Origin of the sequence: Yoonia maritima, assembly GCF_043641945.1 — a bacterium.
Classification (GTDB): Bacteria; Pseudomonadota; Alphaproteobacteria; order Rhodobacterales; family Rhodobacteraceae; genus Yoonia; species Yoonia maritima_B.
The window spans coordinates 251,640-276,055 of the sequence record NZ_JBHZRX010000002.1 but is presented as its reverse complement, the minus strand read 5'-3'; the positions used below and the strand labels follow the sequence as shown (position 1 = coordinate 276,055).

At 53.9% G+C, this 24,416-nt stretch carries 28 protein-coding genes; 11 read left to right on the top strand and 17 right to left on the bottom strand.

The genetic code is table 11. The features are described from left to right. Positions 1–80: 80 nt before the first annotated feature. From ACHUEV_RS04930 to ACHUEV_RS04915, 4 genes are read left to right on the top strand one after another with little or no spacing between them, the layout of a single operon-like run. Positions 81–293: a twin-arginine translocase TatA/TatE family subunit gene (locus ACHUEV_RS04930; protein ID WP_394177945.1), complete on the top strand. Its 213-nt coding sequence runs from the start codon at positions 81–83 to the stop codon at positions 291–293. 22 nt (positions 294–315) lie between these two features. Then, entirely contained in the window at positions 316–723 is a 408-nt protein-coding gene (gene tatB / locus ACHUEV_RS04925) for a Sec-independent protein translocase protein TatB (RefSeq protein ID WP_394177944.1), read from the top strand. Further along, positions 720–1,589, top strand: a complete 870-nt coding sequence (gene tatC / locus ACHUEV_RS04920; protein ID WP_394177943.1) for a twin-arginine translocase subunit TatC — start codon at positions 720–722, stop codon at positions 1,587–1,589. Before tatB ends, tatC begins: the two co-directional genes overlap by 4 nt. Continuing rightward, positions 1,576–2,424, top strand: coding sequence for an ATP-binding protein (locus ACHUEV_RS04915; RefSeq protein ID WP_394177942.1), 849 nt, complete (start codon positions 1,576–1,578; stop codon positions 2,422–2,424). The genes tatC and ACHUEV_RS04915 overlap by 14 nt, the downstream gene beginning before the upstream one ends. A gap of 33 nt (positions 2,425–2,457) precedes the next feature. Here ACHUEV_RS04915 and ACHUEV_RS04910 read toward each other — a convergent pair whose 3' ends face one another. The 11 genes from ACHUEV_RS04910 to alr form a co-directional block, all read right to left on the bottom strand. Beyond that, positions 2,458–3,684: a peptidoglycan DD-metalloendopeptidase family protein gene (locus ACHUEV_RS04910; RefSeq protein ID WP_394177941.1), complete on the bottom strand. Its 1,227-nt coding sequence runs from the start codon at positions 3,682–3,684 to the stop codon at positions 2,458–2,460. A 63-nt stretch (positions 3,685–3,747) separates the two neighbouring features. Next, a complete protein-coding gene (locus tag ACHUEV_RS04905) occupies positions 3,748–4,389 on the bottom strand; it encodes a protein-L-isoaspartate(D-aspartate) O-methyltransferase (protein WP_394177940.1) in 642 nt (213 codons plus the stop codon). Further along, positions 4,386–5,171, bottom strand: a complete 786-nt coding sequence (surE, locus tag ACHUEV_RS04900) for a 5'/3'-nucleotidase SurE (protein WP_394177939.1) — start codon at positions 5,169–5,171, stop codon at positions 4,386–4,388. The genes ACHUEV_RS04905 and surE overlap by 4 nt, the downstream gene beginning before the upstream one ends. Before the next feature lie 121 nt (positions 5,172–5,292). Further along, positions 5,293–5,934 carry an SDR family NAD(P)-dependent oxidoreductase gene (locus ACHUEV_RS04895; RefSeq protein WP_394177938.1) on the bottom strand — a complete coding sequence of 214 codons (642 nt, stop codon included), beginning with the start codon at positions 5,932–5,934 and terminating at the stop codon, positions 5,293–5,295. 38 nt (positions 5,935–5,972) lie between these two features. Next, complete coding sequence (locus ACHUEV_RS04890) at positions 5,973–6,233, bottom strand: hypothetical protein (RefSeq protein ID WP_394177937.1); 261 nt, start codon at positions 6,231–6,233, stop codon at positions 5,973–5,975. A gap of 108 nt (positions 6,234–6,341) precedes the next feature. Then, positions 6,342–6,746: an arsenate reductase (glutaredoxin) gene (gene arsC, locus ACHUEV_RS04885; protein ID WP_394177936.1), complete on the bottom strand. Its 405-nt coding sequence runs from the start codon at positions 6,744–6,746 to the stop codon at positions 6,342–6,344. A gap of 3 nt (positions 6,747–6,749) precedes the next feature. Further along, complete coding sequence (gene purF, locus ACHUEV_RS04880) at positions 6,750–8,222, bottom strand: amidophosphoribosyltransferase (RefSeq protein ID WP_394177935.1); 1,473 nt, start codon at positions 8,220–8,222, stop codon at positions 6,750–6,752. A gap of 193 nt (positions 8,223–8,415) precedes the next feature. Further along, complete coding sequence (locus tag ACHUEV_RS04875; RefSeq protein WP_394177934.1) at positions 8,416–8,979, bottom strand: CvpA family protein; 564 nt, start codon at positions 8,977–8,979, stop codon at positions 8,416–8,418. 21 nt (positions 8,980–9,000) lie between these two features. Further along, complete coding sequence (gene radA / locus ACHUEV_RS04870; RefSeq protein WP_394177933.1) at positions 9,001–10,365, bottom strand: DNA repair protein RadA; 1,365 nt, start codon at positions 10,363–10,365, stop codon at positions 9,001–9,003. Between the two features lie 53 nt (positions 10,366–10,418). Next, positions 10,419–10,856 carry a paraquat-inducible protein A gene (locus ACHUEV_RS04865; protein ID WP_106744643.1) on the bottom strand — a complete coding sequence of 146 codons (438 nt, stop codon included), beginning with the start codon at positions 10,854–10,856 and terminating at the stop codon, positions 10,419–10,421. Further along, on the bottom strand, positions 10,857–11,894 hold the full coding sequence (gene alr, locus ACHUEV_RS04860) for an alanine racemase (RefSeq protein ID WP_394177932.1): 1,038 nt from the start codon (positions 11,892–11,894) through the stop codon (positions 10,857–10,859). 204 nt (positions 11,895–12,098) lie between these two features. On the opposite strand from alr, the gene ACHUEV_RS04855 reads away from it, so the two are divergent. Continuing rightward, positions 12,099–13,250, top strand: a complete 1,152-nt coding sequence (locus ACHUEV_RS04855; RefSeq protein ID WP_394177931.1) for a sterol desaturase family protein — start codon at positions 12,099–12,101, stop codon at positions 13,248–13,250. Between the two features lie 6 nt (positions 13,251–13,256). Here ACHUEV_RS04855 and ACHUEV_RS04850 read toward each other — a convergent pair whose 3' ends face one another. From ACHUEV_RS04850 to pyrC, 4 genes are all read right to left on the bottom strand, one after another. After that, on the bottom strand, positions 13,257–13,883 hold the full coding sequence (locus ACHUEV_RS04850) for a hypothetical protein (protein ID WP_394177930.1): 627 nt from the start codon (positions 13,881–13,883) through the stop codon (positions 13,257–13,259). 37 nt (positions 13,884–13,920) lie between these two features. Beyond that, positions 13,921–15,408 carry a replicative DNA helicase gene (locus tag ACHUEV_RS04845; protein ID WP_394177929.1) on the bottom strand — a complete coding sequence of 496 codons (1,488 nt, stop codon included), beginning with the start codon at positions 15,406–15,408 and terminating at the stop codon, positions 13,921–13,923. Between the two features lie 190 nt (positions 15,409–15,598). Next, positions 15,599–16,267 (bottom strand): orotate phosphoribosyltransferase, encoded by a 669-nt coding sequence (locus tag ACHUEV_RS04840; RefSeq protein WP_394177928.1) that lies wholly within the window; start codon positions 16,265–16,267, stop codon positions 15,599–15,601. A gap of 49 nt (positions 16,268–16,316) precedes the next feature. Beyond that, on the bottom strand, positions 16,317–17,369 hold the full coding sequence (gene pyrC, locus ACHUEV_RS04835; protein WP_394177927.1) for a dihydroorotase: 1,053 nt from the start codon (positions 17,367–17,369) through the stop codon (positions 16,317–16,319). Positions 17,370–17,487: 118 nt separating this feature from the next. Here pyrC and ACHUEV_RS04830 point away from each other — a divergent pair, with 118 nt between their 5' ends. Together ACHUEV_RS04830 and ACHUEV_RS04825 are read left to right on the top strand one after the other, a co-directional pair. Next, positions 17,488–17,772 (top strand): hypothetical protein, encoded by a 285-nt coding sequence (locus ACHUEV_RS04830; protein WP_394177926.1) that lies wholly within the window; start codon positions 17,488–17,490, stop codon positions 17,770–17,772. A gap of 104 nt (positions 17,773–17,876) precedes the next feature. Continuing rightward, positions 17,877–18,098 carry a DUF1127 domain-containing protein gene (locus ACHUEV_RS04825; protein ID WP_394177925.1) on the top strand — a complete coding sequence of 74 codons (222 nt, stop codon included), beginning with the start codon at positions 17,877–17,879 and terminating at the stop codon, positions 18,096–18,098. A 12-nt stretch (positions 18,099–18,110) separates the two neighbouring features. On the opposite strand, the gene ACHUEV_RS04820 is transcribed toward ACHUEV_RS04825, so the two are convergent. Then, positions 18,111–19,025: a phosphoadenosine phosphosulfate reductase gene (locus ACHUEV_RS04820; RefSeq protein WP_394177924.1), complete on the bottom strand. Its 915-nt coding sequence runs from the start codon at positions 19,023–19,025 to the stop codon at positions 18,111–18,113. Between the two features lie 551 nt (positions 19,026–19,576). Between ACHUEV_RS04820 and ACHUEV_RS04815 the strand changes: the two genes are divergently transcribed. The 4 genes from ACHUEV_RS04815 (at position 19,577) to ACHUEV_RS04800 (ending at position 23,810) form a co-directional block, all read left to right on the top strand. Beyond that, positions 19,577–20,554, top strand: coding sequence for an XdhC family protein (locus ACHUEV_RS04815; protein WP_394177923.1), 978 nt, complete (start codon positions 19,577–19,579; stop codon positions 20,552–20,554). 90 nt (positions 20,555–20,644) lie between these two features. Next, the gene (locus ACHUEV_RS04810; RefSeq protein WP_394177922.1) at positions 20,645–21,130 is read left to right on the top strand and encodes a (2Fe-2S)-binding protein; all 486 of its coding nucleotides are present in this window, start codon (positions 20,645–20,647) and stop codon (positions 21,128–21,130) included. Positions 21,131–21,141: 11 nt separating this feature from the next. After that, positions 21,142–21,930 (top strand): FAD binding domain-containing protein, encoded by a 789-nt coding sequence (locus ACHUEV_RS04805; RefSeq protein ID WP_394177921.1) that lies wholly within the window; start codon positions 21,142–21,144, stop codon positions 21,928–21,930. Positions 21,931–22,175: 245 nt separating this feature from the next. Beyond that, a complete protein-coding gene (locus ACHUEV_RS04800) occupies positions 22,176–23,810 on the top strand; it encodes a Hint domain-containing protein (RefSeq protein WP_394177920.1) in 1,635 nt (544 codons plus the stop codon). A gap of 89 nt (positions 23,811–23,899) precedes the next feature. On the opposite strand, the gene infC is transcribed toward ACHUEV_RS04800, so the two are convergent. After that, complete coding sequence (infC, locus tag ACHUEV_RS04795) at positions 23,900–24,394, bottom strand: translation initiation factor IF-3 (RefSeq protein WP_463602999.1); 495 nt, start codon at positions 24,392–24,394, stop codon at positions 23,900–23,902. Positions 24,395–24,416: the final 22 nt, after the last annotated feature.

Sequence of the window (24,416 nt, the reverse complement as noted above, 5' to 3'; positions counted from 1 at the left end):
TTCCCTTGCGTTGCGGCGGGCCGTATTTGTGAAGGTGATAGAATTAAATACGGGACCGGGACCCGTCAGAGGAGAAAACCATGCTTAACAATATCGGCCTGCCAGGCCTTCTACTTATCGCAGTTGTCGTTCTTGTGCTGTTCGGGCGCGGCAAGATCTCTAGCCTGATGGGCGAAGTTGGCAAAGGCATCACCGCGTTCAAAAAGGGCGTTGATGACGGCAAGAAAGAGATCGAAGACGGCATCGAAAACGCACGCGATGTGACTCCTGAAGAAGAAAAAGACAAAGCCTAATTCACCATAAGGAATATCGTTCATGTTTGGCTTAGGCTGGAGCGAAATGGTGCTGGTTGGCATCGTGGCCCTGATTGTTATCGGGCCAAAGGATCTACCGGGGATGTTTCGTACCTTGGGACAGTTCACTGGTAAGGCACGCGGCATGGCGCGCGAGTTTTCGCGCGCGATGGAAGCGGCCGCCGATGAATCCGGCATGAACGATATTTCCAAGACGGTGCGTGCTGCGGCAAACCCGCAAAAGTTTGGCGTCGATAAGATCAAAGAAGCGACCGGTATGACAGAAGCGCCTGAAAAGACGGCGCTGTCACCCGAACGCCAAGCTGCAAAAGAGAAGATGAGCGACGCAATGGCCAAGGCTGCCACCGAACGCCAAGCGCGCGAAGCTGCCGAGGCCGCGGCTGAACAGCCCAAGGGTGACGATAAATGAGCGCGACAGACGAAATGGAAGACAGCGCAGCCCCACTGATCGAGCATCTCACAGAACTACGTTCGCGGTTGATCCGATCATTGCTGGCATTCATCGTCGGGATGGTAATCTGCTTTACCGTTTGGAATCCGGTCTTTAACTTTCTGACCTATCCGCTGTGTGATGCGCTGGCATCGCGCGGGCAGGCTTGCGATCTACAGTTTATCGCGCTCGAAGAAGGTTTCTTTGTCGCGATCTCGATCTCGCTATTGGGTGGGTTGATGCTGTCGTTTCCGGTCATCAGCTACCAGCTGTGGCGCTTTGTGGCGCCGGGCCTATACAAAAGCGAGAAAGGGGCGTTCCTGCCATTCTTGATCGCTTCGCCGTTTATGTTCTTTCTGGGCGCGGCATTTGCTTACTATGTGATTACGCCTTTGGCTTTCGGGTTCTTCTTGGGCTTCCAACAGCCCGGCACTCTAGAGGCGGGCACTGATAGCGCGACGCAAGCGGCTGGCATCTTGTTCCAAGGTTCCGCCAAAGCCTATCTGAACCTAACCATCAAATTCATCGTGGCCTTTGGCCTGTGTTTCCAACTGCCTGTCTTGTTGACGCTGATGGGCAAAGCGGGACTGGTCTCTGCGCGCGGTCTGCGCGGTACGCGCAAGTATGCAATGGTTGGCATCCTGATCGTTGCGGCACTGGCCACGCCGCCAGATGTCATCAGTCAGGTTATCCTGTTTGCGGTCGTTTACGGGCTTTATGAAGTTTCGATCCAGCTTGTTGCCCGGGTGGAACGTCAGCGCGAAGCCAAGCTACGTGCAGAGGGTCTCTGGGATGATGAAATCCACGGTGAGGGCGTGACGGACGAGGCTGATGAGCGTGAGTAAGAAGGCGCTGCGTCGGATTGCCGACGCGCTTGAACGGATGAGCCCACCGCCGGCTGATGCCCCGAAATTCAAAAAGGCTGCCGCATTTGTGTGGCATCCTGACCCGGATCGGCTGGTGCCTGTCCCAAAGGTGAACCGTATCCCCGTGGAATTGCTGGTCGGTGTGAACCGGTCACGCGACACATTGATGGCCAATACTGCGCAGTTTGCTGCAGGTATGCCCGCCAATAACGCGTTGCTTTGGGGCGCGCGTGGGATGGGTAAATCCAGCCTTGTCAAAGCAGTACACGGCGCTTTGCAAGCGGATTATCCGGATCTGAAAATGGTCGAGGTTCAACGCGAGGACCTACCGAGCATTGGTCGTTGTTTGAACATGCTGCGCGGTGCGCCAGAACGGTTTATCATGTTCTGCGATGACCTTTCCTTTGGTCCTGATGATGCGCATTATAAGTCTCTAAAGGCAGTTCTGGATGGCGGTATCGAAGGTCGGCCAGACAATGTTGTGCTTTACGCGACATCCAACCGCCGCCACCTGATGCCGCGCGACATGATCGAAAACGAACGTTCATCCGCGATTTCGCCATCCGAGGCTGTAGAGGAAAAGGTATCCTTGTCAGACCGCTTTGGCCTGTGGCTTGGATTTCACCCCTGTAATCAGGATGAATATTTGGCGATGATCCGAGGCTATTGCGATGCCTATGGTGTCGAAATCGATGATGAAACAATGCGGGCAGAGGCCATCGAATGGCAAGCCACACGCGGCAGCCGTTCGGGCCGCGTGGCATGGCAATATTTCACTGATTTGGCTGGACGTCTTGGGATAAAGTTAACGTAAGGTGGATTGAAATCCACCCTACGCTTTAGCCCATTAAGGCAGGTAGCCAGAAGGATCGACGCTTTGCAGTCCGCGACGGACTTCAAAGTGCAGCATGCTTGGGTCGCCTGCACGCACCTTACCAATAGTTTGACCACGGCTGACCGTGTCGCCCTTTTCAATGGTGAGGCTGTCGAGGTGGGTATAGAGCGTCAACAAGCCGTCGCTGTGCTTAATAACGACGACGGAACCACCGCTTGTGTCTGCAGTCACAGCAGCGACGCTACCTGCATCAGCTGCTTTGACAGCGGTGCCAGCTGGTGCGCCGATGTCGATGCCTTCGTTCCGGCCAGCGGCATATTCACGGATGATGCTGCCTTGGACAGGTTGGACCATGCGTGCGCTGTTTGATGCTGCTGGTGCCGCTGTTTTCCCCAGATCAGGCGCTGCAGGTGTCGGTATCGCTGATGTGCTGGGTGTCGGGGCGGGTAGCGGCGTAGACGCGCTTGGTGGGACAGGTGTTGCTGTGCCTTGACCGGGAGCAGTGACTGCCGGTGTTGAAGGCGTTGGTGCGGGCGCAGGTGCAGCCGTTGTTGTTGCTGGGCGTGAACCACCTTGTGGGACAAGAAGATATTGACCCTGACGAATAGTGAATGCGCTGTCCAGCCCGTTCCATTCTGCGATCGAAGTCACCGGCACGTTATAAAGGCGCGAGATCGAATAAACGGTTTCGCCGCGTGCAACCTGATGTCGAATTGGCTCCGCCTTGGTGGGGGCGGCTTGTGCAGGAGCTGGGGTAGGGGCTGCAGCGGCTGTCGGCGCGGGATCAAGCGGCGTTGCTGTTACCGCACCGCCATTTGCTTCGGCCCGATCAAGCGCGGTTGTCGCGACCGCTGTGACATCAAACGGTTGTGTTGCCCCCGTTGCTGAAGACGGTTCCGCGACACGACCGGGTAGGGCGATAATTTCATCGCGGCGCAGGACGACGTCAGGCTCGACGCCATTGTACTCGGCCAGCTCATTCGCATCGATGCCAAGTCTGATCGCGATGCCGCGAATAGTATCGTCTTGGCGCGCTACGACGACTTGATAGGTGGGGTATGAAATCACACCACGATCATCCGGGCGTGGCCGGTTTGGTAGATTTGTGACTGAACTTGAGGTGTCGAACCCGTTCCCGACATCACGGAAATCTGGATCAAAGTCTTCGCAAGCCGCGAGTGCCGCCAAGGCTACACCCGTCATTAGAATACGTTTTACCGTGCGTTGCCCATTGGCCATCGTACCGCTCCTTATGCCTAGCCGCCCCTTGTTGCCGGGGTCGTGCCTTATTTTCTTACCTGTTTACTCTTGTCCGAGCCCTTCAAGCAAGGGCACAAACCGAACCGAGCGTAATTCGTCATAATCATACCCATGTTCAAGCCGGGTCACACGGATCAAGCTTTGTACCGTATCGGATTGACCGACGGGTAAAACCATGATGCCGCCAACGCGCAATTGCGCAAGCAACGGGCCAGGAGGGTCTTCGGCTGCGGCCGTCAGCAGTATCCGGTCAAACGGTGCCTGTTCGGTTAACCCATGGCTTCCGTCGGCTGTAAACGTGGTGATGTTGCTGATGCCTTGTTCTTCGAACGTCGCGCGTGCAGCGTGAACAAGGCTGCGAAAGCGATCAATGGTATAGACACGGCGTGCCAGCTTGGACAGGATCGCCGCCTGATACCCAGAACCCGTTCCAATTTCGAGAACCTTGTCACGTGGGCTAATCTTGAGCGCCTGCGTCATCAGCCCAACAACTGATGGTTGGCTGATCGTTTGCCCACATGCGATCGGCAGGGGCATGTCCTCATAGGCGCGTTCCGCAAAGACGCCTTTGATGTAGGCAGCGCGGTCGACTTGTTCCATTGCTGTTAGAACACGGGGGTCTGTGATCCCTTTGCTGCGCAGGGCATAAACGAACTGCATCTTAGTGGGGGCATCAAAAGTCACGAGAATACGTCCTCAAGTGCGGCAACCATATCATAGTCGGTCAAGTCCGCGCGCATAGGCGTAACCGAAATGTAGCCGTCCAGATTTGCAGCGGCGTCGGTGCCGGGCGCAGTCGGTTCGTGTTGTGCGCCCCCGCGGACCCATAAAAACCTGCGGCCAGTCGGCGACATCTGCGCCTCGGCTGTGAAGTTCGTATTGGGGCGGAACCCTTGGGTTGTTGCGCGTTTCCCTTTTACGTCGGCAGCCCGTACCGGAGGAAAGTTGACGTTGTAAAACAGTCGGTAATTAGCATCATCCCACAAGGATGGGTCGAGTAACGTCTTGATCACCTTGGCACCATGGACTGCGGCTGCATCGAACGGATTGTCGAGCGTCGCATTTCCTGCGCCATAGTATTGCGAAAGCGCGATTGCGGGAATGCCCTGCAACGCGGCCTCCATCGCTCCACCAACGGTACCAGAATACATTGTGTTCTCAGCCGCGTTATTGCCGCGGTTCACACCTGATAGCACGAGATCGGGCCGTGTATCTTTCATCACGTCATAAAGCCCGGCGATGACACAGTCAGCGGGCGATCCTTCTGCTGCAAAGCGGCGCTCTTCGAGTTGGGCAATCATGGTGGGGTGGGTGTAGCTGATGCAATGCGCGACGCCCGATTGTTCGAATGCGGGCGCGACAGTCCATACTTCGCCATCTGGCCCTGCGATTTCATGCGCGATGTCAGTCAAGACCTTCAACCCCGGCGCGTTGATCCCGTCGTCGTTGGTAATAAGAATGCGCATTATGTTGCCCCTAGTCAGCTAATCACGTTCCTAGGCGAGCAAACCTTGGGCGGCAAGCCGTGGGGGCAATACAATTGTGGCGATTTCAGTGCTGTGGCTGAAAGGACTCAGAAAGCAGCACTTAGTTCAGGATCTCGGGCAGTAGGCGGGCAGCTTCGGAATTGGGGTCAGCCAATTCATCGCGGCTTTCACCGGGGAAGAACCGTGCGCGCGTGGCGGTCGGCATCGGCGCTGGCGTTAGGATTTTAATGGTTGGCCCTGTCTTAACCGACTCTGCCTGCCAGCTACGCGCGAGCGCGATCTGTGCGGCTTTCGTTGCGCCATAGGCACCAAAGAAACGATCTCCGCCACGTGGATCATCAAAGAACACGGCTTGGCCCGTTTCGCCGAGCAAAGGCGCTACATATGAAATCAGGCGCGATGTGGCTTCGATGTTGATAGATAGCGACTTAGCAAGGTCTTTAGGGCCGATGTGACCCGCTGGCGCCAGTGGTGCCGCGTGAATGGCGGTATGAACCCATAGGTCCAGCTTACCCCAGCGGTCAAATATGCCACGGCACAATTGCTGCATCGCTGCGTCAACGGTGATGTCCATCGGCGCAAGGGTTGCTTGCCCACCTGCCGCTTGGATCTCGTCGTCGAGCTCTTCCAGCGCGCCAACGGTTTTACCGACTGCGATGATATGGTGCGTCGGCGCAAGCGCCTTGGCTAATGCTGCGCCTAGGCCGCGTGATGCGCCGGTGATAAGTGCTGTCTTTGTCATATGCGCGGTGTGCTGCGATTGTCGCGCAAGGTCAAGACCTAGCTGCCCGGAACTGCAAGGACATGCTGCGTACCGATCCGGTCTGTCAGAACAACTTGGTTGGCATCAATGGCTGCGATCACCACGCCAAAGGCGCTTTCACCGGGCGAGACGCGTGCAATATCGCCGCGCGATGAACGAAGTAGTGCCGCAGGGGGCGCTTGTCCGGCCATGACGCCGATGACCGTTAGGTTATCCAAAGTGAGTAGATCAGGCAAAGTCGCTGAGGCCGCCACATTGGCGGGTGTGTCGTTTGTCATTTACTGAATACCGTGTCGATTTTAACTTTGATCGACAGGTAGTGGCAGAGGCTTTGAATTAAGAAAAGCCCTTATACGTAACGTTATCGTGTGTGACGTGACGCGAAATTAGGGGCGCACGATCTCGGTCCCGTCTTCTTTGTAGACAGGTTCGGTCAGCGCGATCTCAAGCAGTGGCAGTACCGTCTCAGACGGACGACACAGCGCCACGCCTTTTGGCGTGCAAACGATAGGACGATTGACCAAAACCGGGTGTTCCAACATCGCATCAAGGATCGCATCGTCGCTCACGCTCGGGTCAAGTAGCCCAAGCTCGGCAGCAGGGGACTTGCTGGTGCGAAGCGCAGTGCGAGGCGTCAGGTCAGCTGCGGCAAAAAGCGCCAGCAGCTGGGGACGGGTCCAACCAGTATCAAGATATTCAATGACGATAGGTTCCGTCCCAGAAGCACGGATAACGGCCAACACATTACGCGACGTGCCACAGGCCGGGTTGTGATGGATGACCGTTGTCATGGCTTACTCAGCAGCGAATTTTGGTTTGAAACCTTTTGCAATCATGTCGGAAGGTGCGACCGGATAATCACCTGTAAACACCGCGTCATGGTATGCGGGGTTGTTCGGGTCGCGGCCGTTAGGTTCACCAACCGCACGATACAAGCCATCGATTGAAACGAATTTCAACGAGGCAACGCCAAGGTATTCACACATCTCTTCTTCGGTCATGCGCGCAGCTAGCAGATCTTCACGGTTCGGCATGTCGACACCGTAGAAATCTGGCCAAACAGTTGGTGGGCTGGCAACGCGGAAGTGGACCTCTGCCGCACCAGCCTCAAGAACCATATCCTTGATCTTGCGGCTGGTCGTGCCACGCACAACGCTGTCGTCAACAAGGATAACACGCTTGCCGCGCATCAGTTCGCGGTTCACGTTTAGCTTTAGACGAACGCCCATGTTACGGATTTGCGCTGTTGGTTCGATGAACGTACGGCCAACGTATTGGTTACGCACAATGCCCATTTCGAACGGGATACCGCTTTCTTGGCTATAACCGATCGCCGCCGGGGTGCCGCTATCTGGAACAGGGCAGACCATGTCCGCCTCAACCGGGGCTTCGCGGGCCAGCTCTTTACCGATGTTACGACGTACTTCGTAGACAGATTTTCCAGCGATCACAGAATCTGGACGGCTGAAGTACACATACTCAAAGATACACGGACGCGGTTTTTTGTCTTCGAATGGGCGGTAGCTTTTGATTTCATCGCTTGAAATCACAACCATTTCGCCGGGTTCGATTTCGCGGATGAATTCAGCGCCGATGATATCCAGCGCACAGGTTTCGGACGACAAGATATGGGCATCGCCGACTTTTCCCAAAACCAACGGCCGAATGCCCAGTGGGTCACGGACACCGATCAATTTGCTGCGTGTCATCGCCACAATTGAAAAAGCGCCCTCAACTTGGCGGAGCGCTTCTTTCATTCGGTCAGGAATTGTGCGGCCCATCGAACGCGCCATCAGGTGAATGATACACTCACTGTCTGACGTGCTGTGGAAAATCGCGCCACGCTCGATCAGATCACGGCGTAGGGCGATGGCATTGGTAAGGTTGCCGTTGTGCGCAACAGCCGCGCCGCCCATCGAAAATTCGCCAAAGAATGGCTGTACATCGCGGATCGCCGTGTGCTGGCTTTTGCTACCAGTGGTCGAATACCGTACGTGACCGACCCCAATATCACCGGGAAGCATGGCCATCATGTCATTGGTAGTAAAGTTATCGCGAACCAGACCCATGCGACGTGCTTGGTTAAAGCCAGTCTTTGGGTCGTGGGTTACGATGCCACCGGCCTCTTGACCACGGTGCTGGAGCGCGTGCAGCCCTAGGGCAACAAAGTTGGCAGCGTCCGGGGCGCCAATCACACCGAAAACGCCGCACTCTTCGCGTAACTTGTCGTCATCAAAAGGGTCGATTGGGGAATTATAATTGGACAAGGGGCCGCTCCGAATCCGAGTTTACTTTGATTGCCTCCCTCTTAGTGGGTCGGGGGCATGGTGTCACGAAACGATCATACTTCTATGGCGCGAAAATGGCAGGCACGCCTGCGTGATCTCATTTTCGCATCAGTTTAAAGCAAAAAAGCCACCGCAAAGAGCGGTGGCTTTTGAATTTCGTGTGTTGGTTGATTTATTCAGCCGGTGCGCCGCACGAACCAACGAGCTGTTGATACTGCTCTTTGATCCAACCCAATGCTTCTTCAGGGTTCTGTTCTTCAATCTTGCCAGTCAGTTGATTAAAGACTTTGGCGGCGCGACTATCGTCAATCACAGCGATCTCTTGCGAGGCAAAGATCGTGTCGTAAACAAAGAACGCAACAGCGATCAACAAGATGCCGCGCAGGACACCAAAGAAGAAGCCAAGTGCCTGATCGACACCACCTAGCGCTGAACGCTGAATGACGCTTGAAAACAGCGGCGTAAAGATTGACGCAACAACGAGGGCCACAGCAAAGACTGCAGCAAAGGCTGCGATGATTGCGAGCTCACAGCTGTCGCCGATGAAATCGCCCAAAATCGGGATTTGCCGCACAAGCGGTTCAACCTGATCTGCAAAGATAAATGCGACGATTGTTGCGCCGACCCAACCCAAGATCGCCATCGCCTCGCGTACCAAGCCACGGCTATATGCCAATACGCCTGATAGTAGGATGATAATGGCGACGCCTGCGTCGACAAGTGTGAAGCCTTCCATGGTCCGTCTCCTGCCTCGGCGCTATCTGGCGCCAAATACTTCTTCTACAAACCCGGCTAAGTCATCCGCATGGCGCAGACCCAGACCGGCAACCGCGGGCTGTTTTGCCTGTTGCGGTATAATTGCCGTTGTAAAACCAAGTTTTTGGGCTTCTTTCAATCTATTTTCCGTTTGGACCACAGGACGGAGCGCACCCGATAGGCTGATTTCCCCGAATATTACAGCTTCTGCGGGTAGGGCAGCGTCCTCTCTGGCTGATACTAACGCAGCGGCAACTGCAAGGTCAGCTGCAGGTTCAGTAATGCGCAAACCCCCTGCTACGTTGAGGTAAACGTCCAATCCGGTGAACGGAACACCGCACCGCGATTCAAGGACCGCAAGGATCATAGCAAGCCGTCCACCATCCCAACCGACGACTGAACGGCGTGGTTGGCTGTGTGGCGAAGGAGCCACAAGTGCTTGGATCTCACAAAGCATCGGACGAGACCCTTCGATGCCGCCAAACACCACAGATCCGGGTGCGGGCTTGCCGCGTTCCGACAAAAAGAGGGCAGAAGGATTCTTTACTTCAGCCAGTCCTTTGCCGGTCATTTCAAAAACACCGATTTCGTCAGCAGGACCGAAACGGTTCTTAACGGCGCGGAGAATACGGAACTGATGTCCGCGCTCACCTTCGAAATAGAGCACGGTATCGACCATATGTTCGACAACACGTGGGCCAGCGATTGCGCCTTCTTTGGTGACGTGGCCGACCATGATCACGGCCATGCCGTTGCGTTTGGCAAATGTGGTCAGCTCATGCGCCGATGATCGGACCTGTGAAACCGATCCGGGGGCGCTATCGACGTTGTCGGCCCACATTGTTTGGATCGAATCGATGATCGCGAGATCAGGTTTTTCGTTTTCCAGCGTCGTCAGAATATCGCGCAGGTTCGTTTCAGACGCGAGCAATACAGGACTTTTTTCTAGTCCCAGTCTCCTTGCGCGCATCTGCACCTGTGCGTTTGATTCCTCGCCCGAGATGTACACGACCTTGAGCCCGTTACGGGCAAACCGCGCAGCGGCCTGCAACAGCAGCGTCGATTTCCCGATGCCGGGGTCGCCACCAACCAATAAGGCAGAGGCCTTAACCAACCCGCCACCGAGCACGCGATCCAGCTCGCCCACGCCTGCTTGGGTGCGGGGTGGTTCCTTCTCTTGGGTATCAAGATCAGTCAGGGGGATCGTTTTGCCGCGAATTGCGCCCAGCGATTTACCCTTTGGACCGCTAGATAGCGCTTTGCTTTCGGTGATGGTGTTCCATGCTTGGCAGGCGTCGCATTGCCCAGACCATTTGCCAAAGGACGCGCCACATTCCGAACATGAGAAGTTAAGTTCTTTTGCCATGTTCACCTTTTGGACCAAATGCGACGCGTGGGCAAGGTGGCCTGTTGATTGGGCTAGCTGCGCTTTGCTGTCAGTGTCGAAATCACGATCGAAGCTAAGATGCATGCCGTGAACAAATAGAGCCCCCAAGCCGTTTCGACTTTGCCGATGCCGACACCTTTGGCCAAGACAATATAAAGCGCGATCAAGAATACGTCGGCCATCGCCAGTTTGCCCAACCACGACAACACAGGTAGCACCTTGCGGCGCATGAGGTTGAAGTGGATCATCGCAAGGCCAATTGTTTTGAGGTAGGGCGCAAATAGCGCAAAGAACGTCACGAGCAGCGCCAGCGCGACATCACTGTCCCAAAGCGACTGCATCCCGGAAATGACGCTGATCTCGCTCAGGCCAAATACCGGCAAGAGGCCTGCGCGCATCAAAGGGGCAAACCATGCGATTGGGAACAGGATCAAAAGGGCGAGGTTCGCGACGCGAAGAACGTTCAGCATCTATTTGCCGTATGTGCGGCGGTTATAGCGCGCACCAAGCTGTGTCAAAACTTCGTATCCGATGGTTCCTGCCTTCGCAGCGAGAGCGTCGAGGCTTTGCTGTGGGCCGATAAGCGTCAGGCGCTCTGGGTCCTCAGAAAGGTCGGTGACATCAATCGTCAACAGGTCCATGGAAACGCGCCCGATCAACGGGCAGGGCTTGTCACTGTGGTACAGCGTTGCCTTGTCGGAAAGCATACGGAAAATGCCATCTGCGTAACCGCCTGAAACGGTTGCAACGCGTGATGGGCGTTCAGCTTGCCAGCTATTGCCGTAACCCACGACTTCGCCCTCGGCGACGTCACGGATTTGTACGACAGGTAGTTCAAGCTCAATTACAGGAGTGGCCTGTTCGAACGGTAGTCCACCATACAGACCAATACCCGGACGGGTCAGATCAAAGTGATAATCAGGGCCCAACAGAATACCGCCCGTCGCTGCAAGCGAACGTGGCACGTTAATGCCATCAGTCAGTTGCTTAAACACGTCAAGCTGATGCGGGTTCATTGGATGGTCGGGTTCATCCGCACAGGACAGATGGCTCATCACCAATTTTGGGCCTTGGGCCAGAACCAAATCTGCGACTGCACCCCATTCTTGGGGTTCCATCCCAAGACGGTTCATACCGGTGTCAATTTGAATACCAAACGAATGACCGGGTAGCGTTTCAAAGTGCTGAGTCATCTGTTCAACAGAGTTCAGCATTGGTGTCAGATTTAGTTCGCGAATTAGATCAGTATCGCCGCGCATATGCCCTGAAAATACAGAGATTTCTGGGCCTGGCCCTAAAGCTTCGCGAAGCACTACGGCCTCTTCTGCGACCGCGACAAAGAATTTGCGGGCGCCTGCTTTAAACAGGGCCTTTGACACGTTCTCTGCACCGACGCCGTAAGCGTCAGCTTTGACCACGGCGGCAGTCTTGCAATTCGTCATGCCGTCTAGTGCGCGCCAGTTGGCGACGACGGCGTCTAAGTCGATAGTTAGGCGTCCTGTACTCATACGGACCTTTTGGCAGGGGGCAGGCATTGCGGCAAGAGGTTTAAGTTGGGCGTGATGTCGCAATTCGCCCAGACCGTGGTTTTGATGCAATGGTCAGGCGAATAGGCGGAAAAATGCCGCTTGGCAAAGGGTTAGGGTATTCCTTACCCTGCGGAATGCTAATCGCAGTTTTAGGATCAGCTGAAATTTTCCACGAGGCACTCTTTGAATATCTTTAGAAAAATAATCACGCAGCTAGAAACACCGCGCGAAGAACGCCCATTTGGCAGCGGCTGGTTATCCGGCTCGCTTGCTCTCTTGGCCGCGATTGCGGGATTATTGATTGTCCTATTGCGCTGGTTTCCTGAGACTTTCTCCTATCCGGAAATCGCCTTCATCCAAGACAGCGGCGTGGTTACCGCGTTTTTGCGGTTTACGCTCTTGGCGGGGTACACGCTGTCATTGGTGAGTTTGATTCTAAGCCAGCGCAAATCATTGGGCTGGGCCGCTTTGGCGGTATCGGTAATTGCGTCTCTCATGGCGACAACGCAGCCACAGATTGCCACTTCGACACCGCAAAGCGTTTACTTTGGCTTGGACTATTTCATCATCAATGTACTGATCGTCGGATTCTTGTTTGTGCCGCTCGAACGTTTCTTTCCGGCGCGTCCCGAACAAACGGTGTTCCGTACCGAGTGGCGCGAGGATATGTTCTATTACCTTGTCAGTTCTATGCTGGTCCAGGTCTTGGGATTTCTTACGCTCGCGCCTGCGAACTATGTGAATGCCTCGGTACGTCTGGACGAAGTCCGGCTCTACATCACCCAGCTTCCGTTCTTTATGCAGGTTGTGATCATCATGATGGCCACGGATTTCGTGCAATACTGGGTGCATCGCGCGTTCCATACTTTTCCGGTTCTGTGGCGTTTTCATGCGGTGCATCATTCCACGAAAAAGATGGACTGGCTGGCAGGGGCACGCATGCACATCATGGAAATCGCTGTGCTTCGCGGGCTGACCGCTGTGCCGATGTTTACACTCGGTTTTAAGCCCGAAGCGATCCAAGCCTATCTTCTGGTGGTTTACTTCTACTCAAGCTTTATTCACGCAAACATCGGATGGAAGCTTGGTTTCATTGAGCGGTTCTTTGTCACGCCCCGATTCCACCATTGGCACCATGGGTCCGACCGTGAAGCGATTGATATCAACTATGCTTCACATTTCCCAATTTACGATTGGCTGTTCGGGACCCATCACCTGCCAGAAGATCGGTGGCCCGATGAATATGGGGTCGTTGGTGATGATGTCCCACGTGGGTACTGGAAACAGTTCATTCACCCATTCCTAAAGCCTAAGCCCAAAGACCCAGCCGAGTAAGGGGCGTCACCCGCTACTTTTGATGCCAGACCCTTTGCGTTCGCTGATCTTTTCGAATGTGATCCCTTTGGTCTCAAGCGCAGTGAAAACCTTGTGGGGGTTGATGCCAGAGCTTTGGCCGTCGATCTTCATCGGGTGTCCATTGCGTAGAATGATTTCCCACTTCTTGTCGGGCGTTCTTTTGCTGTTTCTGAAGTGTGTGACCGTAAAGCGTGTCTTGTCGATCTCGGTGAGCGCAAGCTGAAATGGTTTCATCACTTCGGGGACCGGGGATTCCCATGACAACATTTCATCATTGATGATCACGCGCCAATCGCGGCCATCAGCAAGAACCCTATTTATGTCCAGAAGAATTGCGATTGTCATGAAAGCGGCAATCATAACCGCAATTGCTGACGCGAGCTTTACGATTATCTCTTGGGTGATGCCGCTAAACAGAACGAATGAAAATGCGCCACCGACGAAGAGAGCTACGACAAGTAACAAGGATTTCTCAAACGCGATGCGCTTCGCAGACTTCACGAATTCAATTGCCATCCCAATACCGTCCCAAAGCTCGCGTGGCAGGTCAATTGAAAGACCTCCCAGAATAATCGTTAGACCATTCATCCGAGTTGTATTGGGCTCTGACAAGGTGACCTTGGGTCAGGTTTTCCCCGCCACTGAGGAATTAGTATTCTTCAACGGCGTTGCTTTGCCACGGCTTAACAAGGTCACCAAAGCGGGTGAACTCGGCTGTAAACGCAAGCTCGACCGTACCAATCGGACCGTGACGCTGTTTGCCTACGATGACTTCGGCTTTGCCGTGAAGGCTCGACATTTTTTCTTGCCAAGCAGCGATTGCTTCCATGTTCGCATCATCGGGCTTTTCACGTTCGGTGTAATATTCACCACGGTAAACGAACATAACAACGTCGGCGTCCTGCTCGATCGAACCCGATTCACGAAGGTCAGATAGCTGTGGGCGTTTATCTTCGCGGCTTTCCACCTGACGCGACAGCTGGGATAGGGCGATCACAGGAATGTTCAATTCCTTTGCGATGGCCTTTAGGCCCATCGAGATTTCACCAATTTCCTGTACCCGGTTTTCAGAAGTGCCGCGCACCAGCTGAAGATAGTCGACGATCAACAGGTCAAGGCCATGCGTCCGCTTGAGGCGTCGCGCGCGAGCAGACAGCTGCGAAATCGGGATCGCGGCGGTGTCATCGATGAACAATGGGCACGACTCTAGACTTTTCGCAGCATCCACAAAGCGACGGAACTCGCCTTCGGTCATGTCACCCTGACGGATCTTGTGTGACGAAATCTCTGCTGCTTCCGCAAGGATACGACCAGCTAGCTGTTCGGCGCTCATCTCGAGTGAGAAGAACCCAACGACGCCACCGTCGACGGCACCTTCGGTTCCATCAGGCATCTTACCGCGCTGATAGGCCTTGGCGACGTTGTAAGCGATGTTTGTCGCAAGCGAGGTCTTACCCATCGATGGACGACCAGCAAGGATCAAAAGGTCGGACTTGTGCAGGCCACCGAGTTTCCCATCAAGATCGACAAGCCCGGTCGAGATCCCCGCAAGCCCACCTTCACGTTGGTAGGCAGTGTTAGCAACGTTCACCGCCTCGGTCACGGCGCGTAGGAACGACTGGAAACCGCTTTCTGAGGTGCCTTGTTCGGCCAAGTTATAAAGCGCCTGTTCGGCCTCTACGATCTGTTCTTTTGGCTCAGAGTCGACTTCGACCCGCGCGGCCTTGTCGGAAATATCGCGGCCAACTTTGATCAATTCGCGGCGGACTGCCAGATCATAGATCATCTGTGCATAGTCACGCGCAGCAAAGGCGGAAATCGCAGCACCAGCAAGACGGGCCAGATAAGCCGGACCGCCCAGCTCTTTCAGGCCTTCGTCATCTTCGAGAAATGCCTTCAGCGTAACGGGGCTGGCGAGCGCGTTTTTTGCGATCCGTGCTGCAGCCGTTTCAAAGATGCGGGCGTGCACGGGATCATAAAAGTGCTTTGGTCCAACGACCGAAGCCACGCGATCAAAGATATCGTTGTTGGTCAGAATTGCACCCAAAAGCTGTTGTTCAGCCTCGGTCGAGTGGGGCATTAGATTTGTCGTAGTTTCCTCGACGCCGGACGCATTGAATGTCGTAATTTCGTTCATTGTCGACTCTCACCAATTCATCGTGGGGTTCTAGCAGGGTGCGCGCAAAGCTGACTAGTGCGCATTCTGTGGATCAATGCGGATAAGTCCTGCTTTGATAGCAGGATTCCGAATTTTTACCAATATGTGGAATGGTCCAAGGCTGCGTACGCTATATCTATGATATTTTATACACAGCCTGTGGATAAGATCAGGCGGGTTTCCACCCAGCCGGATCACGCAGATATGCTTCGACTGTTGCTAGTGTGGCTGCATCATAGACACCGCGTGCTTTGGCCTCGGCCAAAACATCCCACCATGTGCACAGGCTAATCAGTTGTACGCCGTGATCCGCCAGCGTTTTTTCAACACCGTCAAAGATACCATAGTAAAAGATGACAGCAGTCGCGCTGCATGTCGCGCCAGTTTCACGGATCGCGTCAACGAACGAAAGCTTTGATCCGCCATCAGTGGTCAGATCTTCGACCAATAGAACGCGTTGTCCTTCAGTCATCACACCCTCGATACGGGCGTTTCGACCATAGCCTTTGGGCTTTTTGCGGACATATGTCATCGGCAGCGCAAGGCGTTCGGCAACCAATGCGCTGAACGGGATACCCGCAGTCTCACCGCCAGCAATGTTATCGAATGCTTCGAACCCAGCTTCGCGCATGATCGAAACGGCCATGAAATCCATAAGCGTCGAACGAATGCGCGGAAACGAGATCAGCTTGCGGCAATCAACATATGTTGGTGCCTGCTTGCCCGACGCATGCGTGAACGGTTCCTTTGCATTGAAATCAATCGCGCCGATCTCGATCAGCATTCCGGCGGTCAGGCGTGCGATTTCTTCTTTGGTCGGGAAGGAGGTAGGGATCATTACGAGGACCTATAGCTATTTTGTTGGTTGGGCCGGGTTCGCCGGCAAATCAGACTTCGACGCGCCAGTGCAGATCAAACCCTGGGTCAAATACGGTGACCGGGCCGTCATCTGTGGCGATATGTGTGGGGTAGGTGACCGGGTCACCTTTATGGAGCGTGATGGTTTGTTCGCTTGGCGGTAAGCCATAAAAGCGAGGACCATTAAGCGATGCAAACGCCTCGAGTTTCTTTAGCTGCCCGGCGGCCGCGAATACTTCGGCAAGGCACGACATTGTATTGGGCGCAGTAAAGATGCCTGCACAACCGCACGCCTGAAGCTTGTTCGGGTCCGTATGCGGTGCACTATCCGTTCCAAGGAAGAAACGCTGATCACCGGAAACAGCGGCTTGTACCAGTGCAACACGATGCGCTTCGCGTTTTGCGACGGGCAAACAGTAGTAATGTGGTTTGATGCCGCCAGCCAGAATATGGTTCCGATTGATAATCAAATGGTGCGTCGTGATCGTCGCCGCGAGGTTTTTGTGATTATCGCGCACGTAATCAACCGCGTCCTCGGTCGTGACATGTTCCATCACGACTTTTAGATCAGGCACCTTCTTGCGCAGGGGCTTGAGGACCTTGTCGATGAATACTGCTTCACGGTCAAAGATGTCGATGCTGCTGTCGGTTACCTCGCCATGCACACATAGCGGCATGCCGATTTCGGCCATGGTATCTAGTACTGGGCGGACTTTTTCAAAATCACGCACACCAGATGCAGAGTTGGTCGTGGCGCCAGCTGGGTAAAGTTTGACAGCTTTGGCGATCCCGCTTTCAAACGCGGCCCGCACATCGGCCGGGTCTGTTGTTTCGGTCAGATACAGCGTCATCAGCGGTTCAAACTGCATGCCATCGGGCAGTGCGGCCATAATCCGTTCACGGTATGCAGATGCTTGTGCTGCCGTCACAACAGGCGGAACAAGGTTTGGCATAATGATCGCGCGACCAAAGTGGCGCGCTGTTTCAGGCAGGACTGCCCGCAGCATATTCCCGTCACGAAGGTGCAGGTGCCAGTCGTCTGGGCGGCGGATCGTTAGCGTTGTAAGGTCTTTTTCAGGCATGTTGCTGGGTTACACCGTTGTGCGCGCCAAGGCCATAGGTCTTGTGTTAACCCTTGCAGTTTGCAGTATAGATACTGATATAACCCCTTAACATTTCTTAATGAAACGGAGAGACCAAATGCTTGGTTTTATCATTGCCGCCGCTGCGGGATTTCTGACGCCGCAAATCGAAACCATCATTGCGCCTATGATCAAGGGAATCGAAGAGCACATTGCGATCGCTGAAACCGAAAAGCGACTGGTTGCCTTTATGGTTGCAATGCTGATCGCGGGCATTGCCTCTGCTATCTTGTATAGCGGTACAGCGTTTTGGGTCGTTGCTGGTGGTGTTCTTGGCTATTTTGGCACACGCATCGTTGAAGCGATCAAAAGATTCATCGACGGTCGTAACGCTTCCGAGTGATGCCATGCGGCAGACGCAATGCGGCAATGCAGCATTGTCGGTTTTAGGTCAACATAAGTGACGTATATTGGGTGCATAGGAAATGCACCTGATAGGAGCTTACGATGGCCTTTTTTACTGATACCGTATCTGCACAACCTCAAACTGGCATTCTGTCCAAAGTAGGGGCAAGCATTGCATCAGCCTTTAGCCGCATTATCGAAGCACAAGACCGCAGCCACGAAGTGCGCCGTCTTGAAGCACTTAGCGACATCCAGCTAGCTGAGATGGGCATTGCGCGCCAAGATATCGTACGTCACGTATTCCGCGACGTTTACGGTCTTTAAGAACAACTTTCGCTACGTCAGGTCAGCTAATGTCTTGGCGTAGAATGGGTTTTTACTGCGCTGTATTTTGTACTCGCAGATGACACGGGCAAGGCGTGAGTGGTTCGCCTCGATCAAATGACCGATAAGATCAATTGCATAGGTGTCGTCATAGCGCCGTGTGCGAAGTAGCTGGTTAAACCGTCTTGCATTCAGCGATCCATCCATCGCTAGTTTCAAAGTAACGTCCAGAATACCAAGCCGATCAAACGCCTGATCAAGGTTTGCCCCCATAAAGGGGCAGGGCAGAAGGGTGACATGCGGCTGGCGAAACAGCGCAGCGTGACTGGCGTCTAACCTCTCCATGGGATCAAAGGCGATAAAGACGTCTTCGGCGCCTTCGACCATCTCGGGGGCGTATCCATAGCGTCCGGTGAAATCTAATCGGCGATGGTTGCGATAGCGGGTGTCCCAACCGGTGCTTGCTGCCTCGAGCGTTGCTTGCGGGCGCAAAGCAACAACAGTTGATCCCGGTGCGGCGACCGAAAATGCGGCAGCTGCGTATCCGCCGCCGTCGGCCCCGTAAAAGACGATCTTTTCAAAATCTTCGAAAAATGCGTCGTCGACCATGCGATCAAAGAAATCAAATACGGCTCCGTCGCGGAACCAGCTTTCTTTTGAAGAAAACAGTGCCAAATGCGACCAGCCTTCGTGCCGGGTATAGGTGAAACCGCGGGGTTCCGATCGCGCATTATGGTTGCGCACATTTTGGGTATTCTCGAACGTGACCAAAAGGTTGTTGCCGGCCTCTAAGAAGCCAACGAAATGATCCGTGCCAAGTTGTTCGAAAAAGCCGAAGTCTTCGCAAACATCGTCGATCTTAGCTAGCCAGGCATTGTGCGAAAGATTCGTAAGATTTGTCTCAAAAGATAGCTGTCGATCGACCATTCATTCGTCCTTGTGCCCAACGTGGGCGTTACTCGTCTAACTTTACCCGTGCAATAAGGCAGAACTGGGTAGTGCAAACCACTTAATTGTTCCTTTTCCTGATTAAAACTGTTTTTTATCTTATGGTTGTGTTCGTTTTTGATCCAATGTTCAAAAATAGAGGGTTTTGCGCACGTATGCATAACGGGCGGCCGGGATTTACTACCATTGGGTGCGCAATTTTAGGGTCGCCCGGGCGGGGCGAGGTTGGCTAGATTCTGCCTATCAATGGGTAGAATGTCACATGACACTCAGTTTTCTCGCGTATGATCAGGCGGTAGTCGTATAACATGCTGACCGGACGATCTCAGGTGGGGTTTTTGCGAATTTCTGACATTCCTTGTGAAAGCCTACAGCGGCGATCACCGGATAGCTTACGGCACTAAGCAAATCACAAAGAGCGAAGCTGTTGCGCAATACGCCAAAGACCTGTTTGATCGTGATTGCGTCGCGTTCGTCGATTTGCGTTCGGCTAAAAACAATTTCTTTCTAACTAGGATTATTCGTTCAAAATGACAGATTTGATCACTGACTTGCCAAAACTTGCGTTGGAATGGCACCGGGCAGGGCGTGGAGTCGCAATTGCGACCGTTGTGCAAACCTGGGGCTCGGCCCCGCGCCCAGTTGGAAGCCAGTTGGTGATCGACGCTGACGGCGCAATCGAAGGGTCAGTTTCCGGCGGTTGCGTAGAAGGTGCCGTGATTACCGAAGCGATCGAAGCCGTGAATGATGGTAAACCGCGCGTGCTCGACTTCGGCGTCAGCGATGACGATGCCTTTGCGGTGGGTCTGGCATGTGGTGGTGAAATCAAAATATTAGTCGAACCAGTCGGTAAGGCATTGCCTGTTGAAGTCCTTGAACGATTGGTGTCAGCCAGAGATCAGGCTGAGCCGGTTGCATATATCACCGACCTTGAAGCGGGACAGCCGCGTTTGGCCGGATCGGATTCCTATCCCAATCGGTTTCGGCTGGATCAATCAGGGATCGAAGATGATGGGAGAACCTTTGTTGCGATCCATAACCCGCCGCTTCGCTTGGTGGTGGTCGGGGCCGTTCACATCGCGCAACCATTGGTCGCGATGGCCCGCGCTTGTGGCTACCTACCGATCCTAATCGATCCGCGTTCGGCCTTTGGTTCTGAGGCCCGTTTTCCAGATGAGGAAATTGTCAACGAATGGCCTGATGCGGCGCTGCGCGCGCTTAAGCTTGATGCGCGTACGGCGGTTGTCACACTGACCCACGATCCGAAACTGGATGACCCCGCTATTGTGACCGCATTGGAATCAGAAGTGTTTTATCTTGGTTGCCTTGGGTCCACCCGCACCCATGCGAAACGTATCGCACGGCTAAAAGAGGTAGGGTTCTCTGACGATGACCTTGCGCGCATTCATGCCCCAGTGGGCCTTGACCTTGGGGGACGTCATCCTGCAGAAATCGCGGTGAGCATCATGGCGCAGATCACCCAAAAGCTTCGTAAAACAGCGTTGTAAGTAACTTTGGCGCGCATGATATTTACGGTTCTCAATCTGGCTGGTCCATGATTAACTTGGCCCAGCTTAGGGCATACTCCGGAGGAAACGATGACAACGGTAACCATGATCGTGAATGGACAATCCGTGTCGAAAGACGTGGAAGACCGGACCCTTCTTGTTGATCTGCTTCGCAATGATTTGCGATTAACCGGAACACACGTGGGCTGTGACACATCGCAATGCGGCGCATGTGTGGTGCATGTGAATGGTGATGCCGTGAAATCCTGCACGATGTTCGCGGTCGAGGCCGAAGGTGCAAATGTCGCAACGATTGAAGGTCAGGCAGCGGCAGACGGGACGCTCAACCGGATTCAGCAGGCATTCCAAGACCACCACGGCCTGCAATGCGGATTTTGTACGCCAGGTATGGTGATGTCCGCTTCTGCATTGTTGAAAGAAAACCCAAAACCGACCGAGGTCGAAATTCGTGACTATCTCGAAGGGAATATCTGTCGCTGTACCGGCTATCATAATATCGTCAAAGCGATCTTTGCCGCTTCTGGCCAAGACGTCAGCGCAATCGCGGCAGAGTAGGGGCTAATCAAATGTATGCGTTTGAAATCGAACGACCTTCTACCATCGCTGCCGCAGTTTCTGCGCTTGAAAATGACGAAGCGCAGGCGCTGTCCGGCGGGCAAACGCTTATCCCGACGCTAAAGGCGCGGCTTGCTATGCCCGAGAAGCTGATCAGCTTGACGGCGATCCCAGAGATGCAGGGCATTTGCACCAATGACGCTGGGCAGATCTGCATTGGCGGCGCGACAACACATGCCGCAGTGGCGAATGGGGTGGGGCAGTTTCCGGGGCTCGCGGCTTTGGCGAGCCATATCGGAGACCCGGCGGTGCGCAATCGTGGCACTATTGGCGGCTCGCTTGCGAATAATGATCCGTCGGCCTGCTATCCTGCCGCTGCACTTGGATCTGGCGCGATCATTGTCACGAACGCGCGCGAAATCCCTGCGGACGACTATTTTCAAGGGATGTTTGAAACCGCACTTGATGACGGCGAAATCATTATTGAAGTCCGTTTTCCTGTGCCTGAGGTCGCGAATTACCAAAAATTCGTACAGCCTGCGTCACGCTTTGCGCTCGTGGGCGCTTTCGTCGCGAAATTTGCTGATGGTGTGCGGGTTGCCGTAACCGGCGCCTCCGAAGAAGGCGTGTTTCGATGGACAGATGCCGAAACATCACTGAACCAAGAGTTCGCAGCCTCGGCGTTAGATGGCATATCAATCAGCGCAGATGGGATGCTGGGCGACATGCACGGTTCACCAGAATATCGTGCGCATTTGGTTAGAGTCATGACGCAGCGCGCAGTGATTGCGGCAAAATAGCCTTTTAGGTGTTCGGCTATTTGTGAATTTGCGTCGGTCGCGGCGTTTTCGCCGAGCCCTCATTCATACTTTTATTGTTTAGATATAGCACTTTAAGGCCTGTTGGTGATTTGAGGCTCGCGAATGCTGCAATTTCACGAGTCCCCATTGGAGAAAATATGTTCACAATACACCTTTTGATTGCATGTTAATTTCAACCATTCCGCGTTTTGGGTGGTTAAATTGCGTATTCAGGTGGTGTGAAGATGGCGACAATCGATGGTGATGGCTCCGACAATACAATAAATGGCACGGCTGATGCTGACAACATTACTGGCGGCGGCGGTAGTGATACGATTAACGCGGGCGCTGGGGATGATGTCGTTTTTGGCGATGACGGCGATAATGCGATCCCGAACGGAAGCCTAGTTTATCATAGCACCACAGAAGCATTCGATAGTGGCGCAGCGGGTTGGGTACCCGGAGGTTCGGCCCCCGGCACTGGATTTGAGGATTTGTTGGGAAGGGTTGTCGGTACGGCGGACGCTGGTGATATCGAAGCCTCTCGGAGTTTCAATCTTGATACGTCTTACAGCCACGCCATCGTCGAGTTTGACTTTCACCGGATTGACAGTTGGGACAACGAAGCGTTCCAAATATACTCCGGTGGAACCCAAATATTTTCACAATCATTCTATCCCAACACGACCGTCGGCGGTTCAAATACTGTCACCGTAGACGGTGTGACTTATACAGTTACTTTGACATCGCTGGGGGATGCGGCCGAGGAAGGCTATTGGATTAGTGGTGCAGACTGGACCTATGATCAGTCTTTTCGTGTGCGTATTGAGGTCGAGAATGCACCAGCGACCTTGGATATCGGTCTAGGTTCGACCCTTAATCAGGGGGTCGACGACGAAACCTATTCTGTCTCTGATGTTGCAGTCGTTTCAACCGATGACACAAGCATCGACATCGCGCCGTTTATAAACGCGGACGACGCGATCTACGGCGGCGATGGCAACGATACCATTCATGGTGAAGAGGGCGCGGACATCCTGTCGGGCGATGCCGGTGATGACACGATCTATGGTGGTGACGGCGCTGATACCATCTTTGGCGGAGACGACTCTGATACCATTTATGGCGCTTCAGGTGATGTCATCGATGGCGGCGAGGGCGGTGTCGACAACGATACCCTGATTATCAACGATCCAGGAGCCATCATTACGCCAGATGCGGGAAACCCGGAAAACGGGACCGTTACATTTTCGGATTCCACGACACTAACCTATACGAATATAGAGAATGTCGTCATTCCATGCTTTACTCCCGGTACTTCGATCAAAACACCAAATGGCCATACCAAGGTTGAGGACCTGAAAGTCGGCGATCTGGTTGAAACATACGATAACGGCTTGCAGCCAATCCGTTGGGTCGGACGCAAGCAGCTTTCGGCGGGCGACCTTGCTGCAAATGCATGTCTGAGGCCAATCAAAATACGTGCAGGTTCGATTGGTGTTGGGAATCCCTGTCGTGATATGCGTGTTTCGCCACAGCATCGGCTGATGCTTGGCGGCTTTGAGGCGCAACTGTTGTTTGGTGAGGATGAGGTCTTGGTAAAAGCCAAAGACTTGCTTCATAAGCCCGGTGTCGCGCGCGACGATGCCGCGTGTGTCACATACATTCACATTATGTTCGATCAACACGAGATCATTTTAGCTGACAACACTTGGACTGAAAGCTTTCAGCCGGGCGACATGTTAGGTGATGATGCAAGTGTCGATATCTTTGAAGAGTTGCTCACACTCTTTCCTGAACTGGCGAACAGAAAAGGACGCCGCCGTTATTGTGCGGCAAGAATGTCGCTTAAGCCAGTCGAAACACGCTTGGTGTCTTAGGAACTCATCGGCGATCTAACTTCGCGCCTAGCAAAAATAAAAAGCCTCGACAAAATGCCGAGGCTTTTCTGATGATTGCTGTAAATGTGTTACTTCGGCAATGGGCCAATCAGCATGACCATTTGGCGGCCTTCCATTTTCGGGAAATTCTCGACCTTACCTGACTCTTTGGTGTCTTCAGCAACGCGTTCCAGCAACTGACGACCCAATTCTTGGTGGGCCATTTCACGGCCACGGAAGCGCAGGGTGATCTTTACCTTGTCGCCGTTATCCAAGAATTTGAAAACGTTGCGCATCTTCACTTCATAGTCGTGGTTATCCGTGTTTGGACGGAACTTCACTTCTTTGATTTCGATGATCTTTTGCTTCTTACGTGCCTCAGCTTCTTTCTTCTGAGTCTCGTATTTGAACTTGCCATAGTCCATGATCTTGCAAACCGGCGGGGTTGCATTGGGAGAGATTTCCACAAGGTCTAGCCCAGCTTCATCTGCCATCGCCATTGCACGTTGAGGCGTCACAACGCCAACGTTTTCGCCTTCCGCCCCAATAAGGCGGATTTCGCTTGCGCGGATTCGGTCGTTGATCCGTGGCCCTGTCTCGCGTTGC

Excerpts from the sequence above, each read along its gene's own strand:
- ACHUEV_RS04910 (WP_394177941.1), bottom strand. The coding sequence starts at position 3,684 with ATGGCCAATGGGCAACGCACGGTAAAACGTATTCTAATGACGGGTGTA.
- tatC (WP_394177943.1), top strand. The coding sequence starts at position 720 with ATGAGCGCGACAGACGAAATGGAAGACAGCGCAGCCCCACTGATCGAG.
- ACHUEV_RS04890 (WP_394177937.1), bottom strand. The coding sequence starts at position 6,233 with ATGACAAACGACACACCCGCCAATGTGGCGGCCTCAGCGACTTTGCCT.
- ACHUEV_RS04800 (WP_394177920.1), top strand. The coding sequence starts at position 22,176 with ATGGCGACAATCGATGGTGATGGCTCCGACAATACAATAAATGGCACG.
- ACHUEV_RS04875 (WP_394177934.1), bottom strand. The coding sequence starts at position 8,979 with ATGGAAGGCTTCACACTTGTCGACGCAGGCGTCGCCATTATCATCCTA.
- ACHUEV_RS04865 (WP_106744643.1), bottom strand. The coding sequence starts at position 10,856 with ATGCTGAACGTTCTTCGCGTCGCGAACCTCGCCCTTTTGATCCTGTTC.
- ACHUEV_RS04930 (WP_394177945.1), top strand. The coding sequence starts at position 81 with ATGCTTAACAATATCGGCCTGCCAGGCCTTCTACTTATCGCAGTTGTC.
- radA (WP_394177933.1), bottom strand. The coding sequence starts at position 10,365 with ATGGCAAAAGAACTTAACTTCTCATGTTCGGAATGTGGCGCGTCCTTT.
- alr (WP_394177932.1), bottom strand. The coding sequence starts at position 11,894 with ATGAGTACAGGACGCCTAACTATCGACTTAGACGCCGTCGTCGCCAAC.
- ACHUEV_RS04915 (WP_394177942.1), top strand. The coding sequence starts at position 1,576 with ATGAGCGTGAGTAAGAAGGCGCTGCGTCGGATTGCCGACGCGCTTGAA.
- pyrC (WP_394177927.1), bottom strand. The coding sequence starts at position 17,369 with ATGCCTGAAAAAGACCTTACAACGCTAACGATCCGCCGCCCAGACGAC.
- ACHUEV_RS04845 (WP_394177929.1), bottom strand. The coding sequence starts at position 15,408 with ATGAACGAAATTACGACATTCAATGCGTCCGGCGTCGAGGAAACTACG.
- ACHUEV_RS04805 (WP_394177921.1), top strand. The coding sequence starts at position 21,142 with ATGTATGCGTTTGAAATCGAACGACCTTCTACCATCGCTGCCGCAGTT.
- surE (WP_394177939.1), bottom strand. The coding sequence starts at position 5,171 with ATGCGCATTCTTATTACCAACGACGACGGGATCAACGCGCCGGGGTTG.
- ACHUEV_RS04825 (WP_394177925.1), top strand. The coding sequence starts at position 17,877 with ATGGCCTTTTTTACTGATACCGTATCTGCACAACCTCAAACTGGCATT.
- ACHUEV_RS04815 (WP_394177923.1), top strand. The coding sequence starts at position 19,577 with ATGACAGATTTGATCACTGACTTGCCAAAACTTGCGTTGGAATGGCAC.
- ACHUEV_RS04830 (WP_394177926.1), top strand. The coding sequence starts at position 17,488 with ATGCTTGGTTTTATCATTGCCGCCGCTGCGGGATTTCTGACGCCGCAA.
- ACHUEV_RS04895 (WP_394177938.1), bottom strand. The coding sequence starts at position 5,934 with ATGACAAAGACAGCACTTATCACCGGCGCATCACGCGGCCTAGGCGCA.
- ACHUEV_RS04810 (WP_394177922.1), top strand. The coding sequence starts at position 20,645 with ATGACAACGGTAACCATGATCGTGAATGGACAATCCGTGTCGAAAGAC.
- tatB (WP_394177944.1), top strand. The coding sequence starts at position 316 with ATGTTTGGCTTAGGCTGGAGCGAAATGGTGCTGGTTGGCATCGTGGCC.
- ACHUEV_RS04840 (WP_394177928.1), bottom strand. The coding sequence starts at position 16,267 with ATGATCCCTACCTCCTTCCCGACCAAAGAAGAAATCGCACGCCTGACC.
- ACHUEV_RS04820 (WP_394177924.1), bottom strand. The coding sequence starts at position 19,025 with ATGGTCGATCGACAGCTATCTTTTGAGACAAATCTTACGAATCTTTCG.
- arsC (WP_394177936.1), bottom strand. The coding sequence starts at position 6,746 with ATGACAACGGTCATCCATCACAACCCGGCCTGTGGCACGTCGCGTAAT.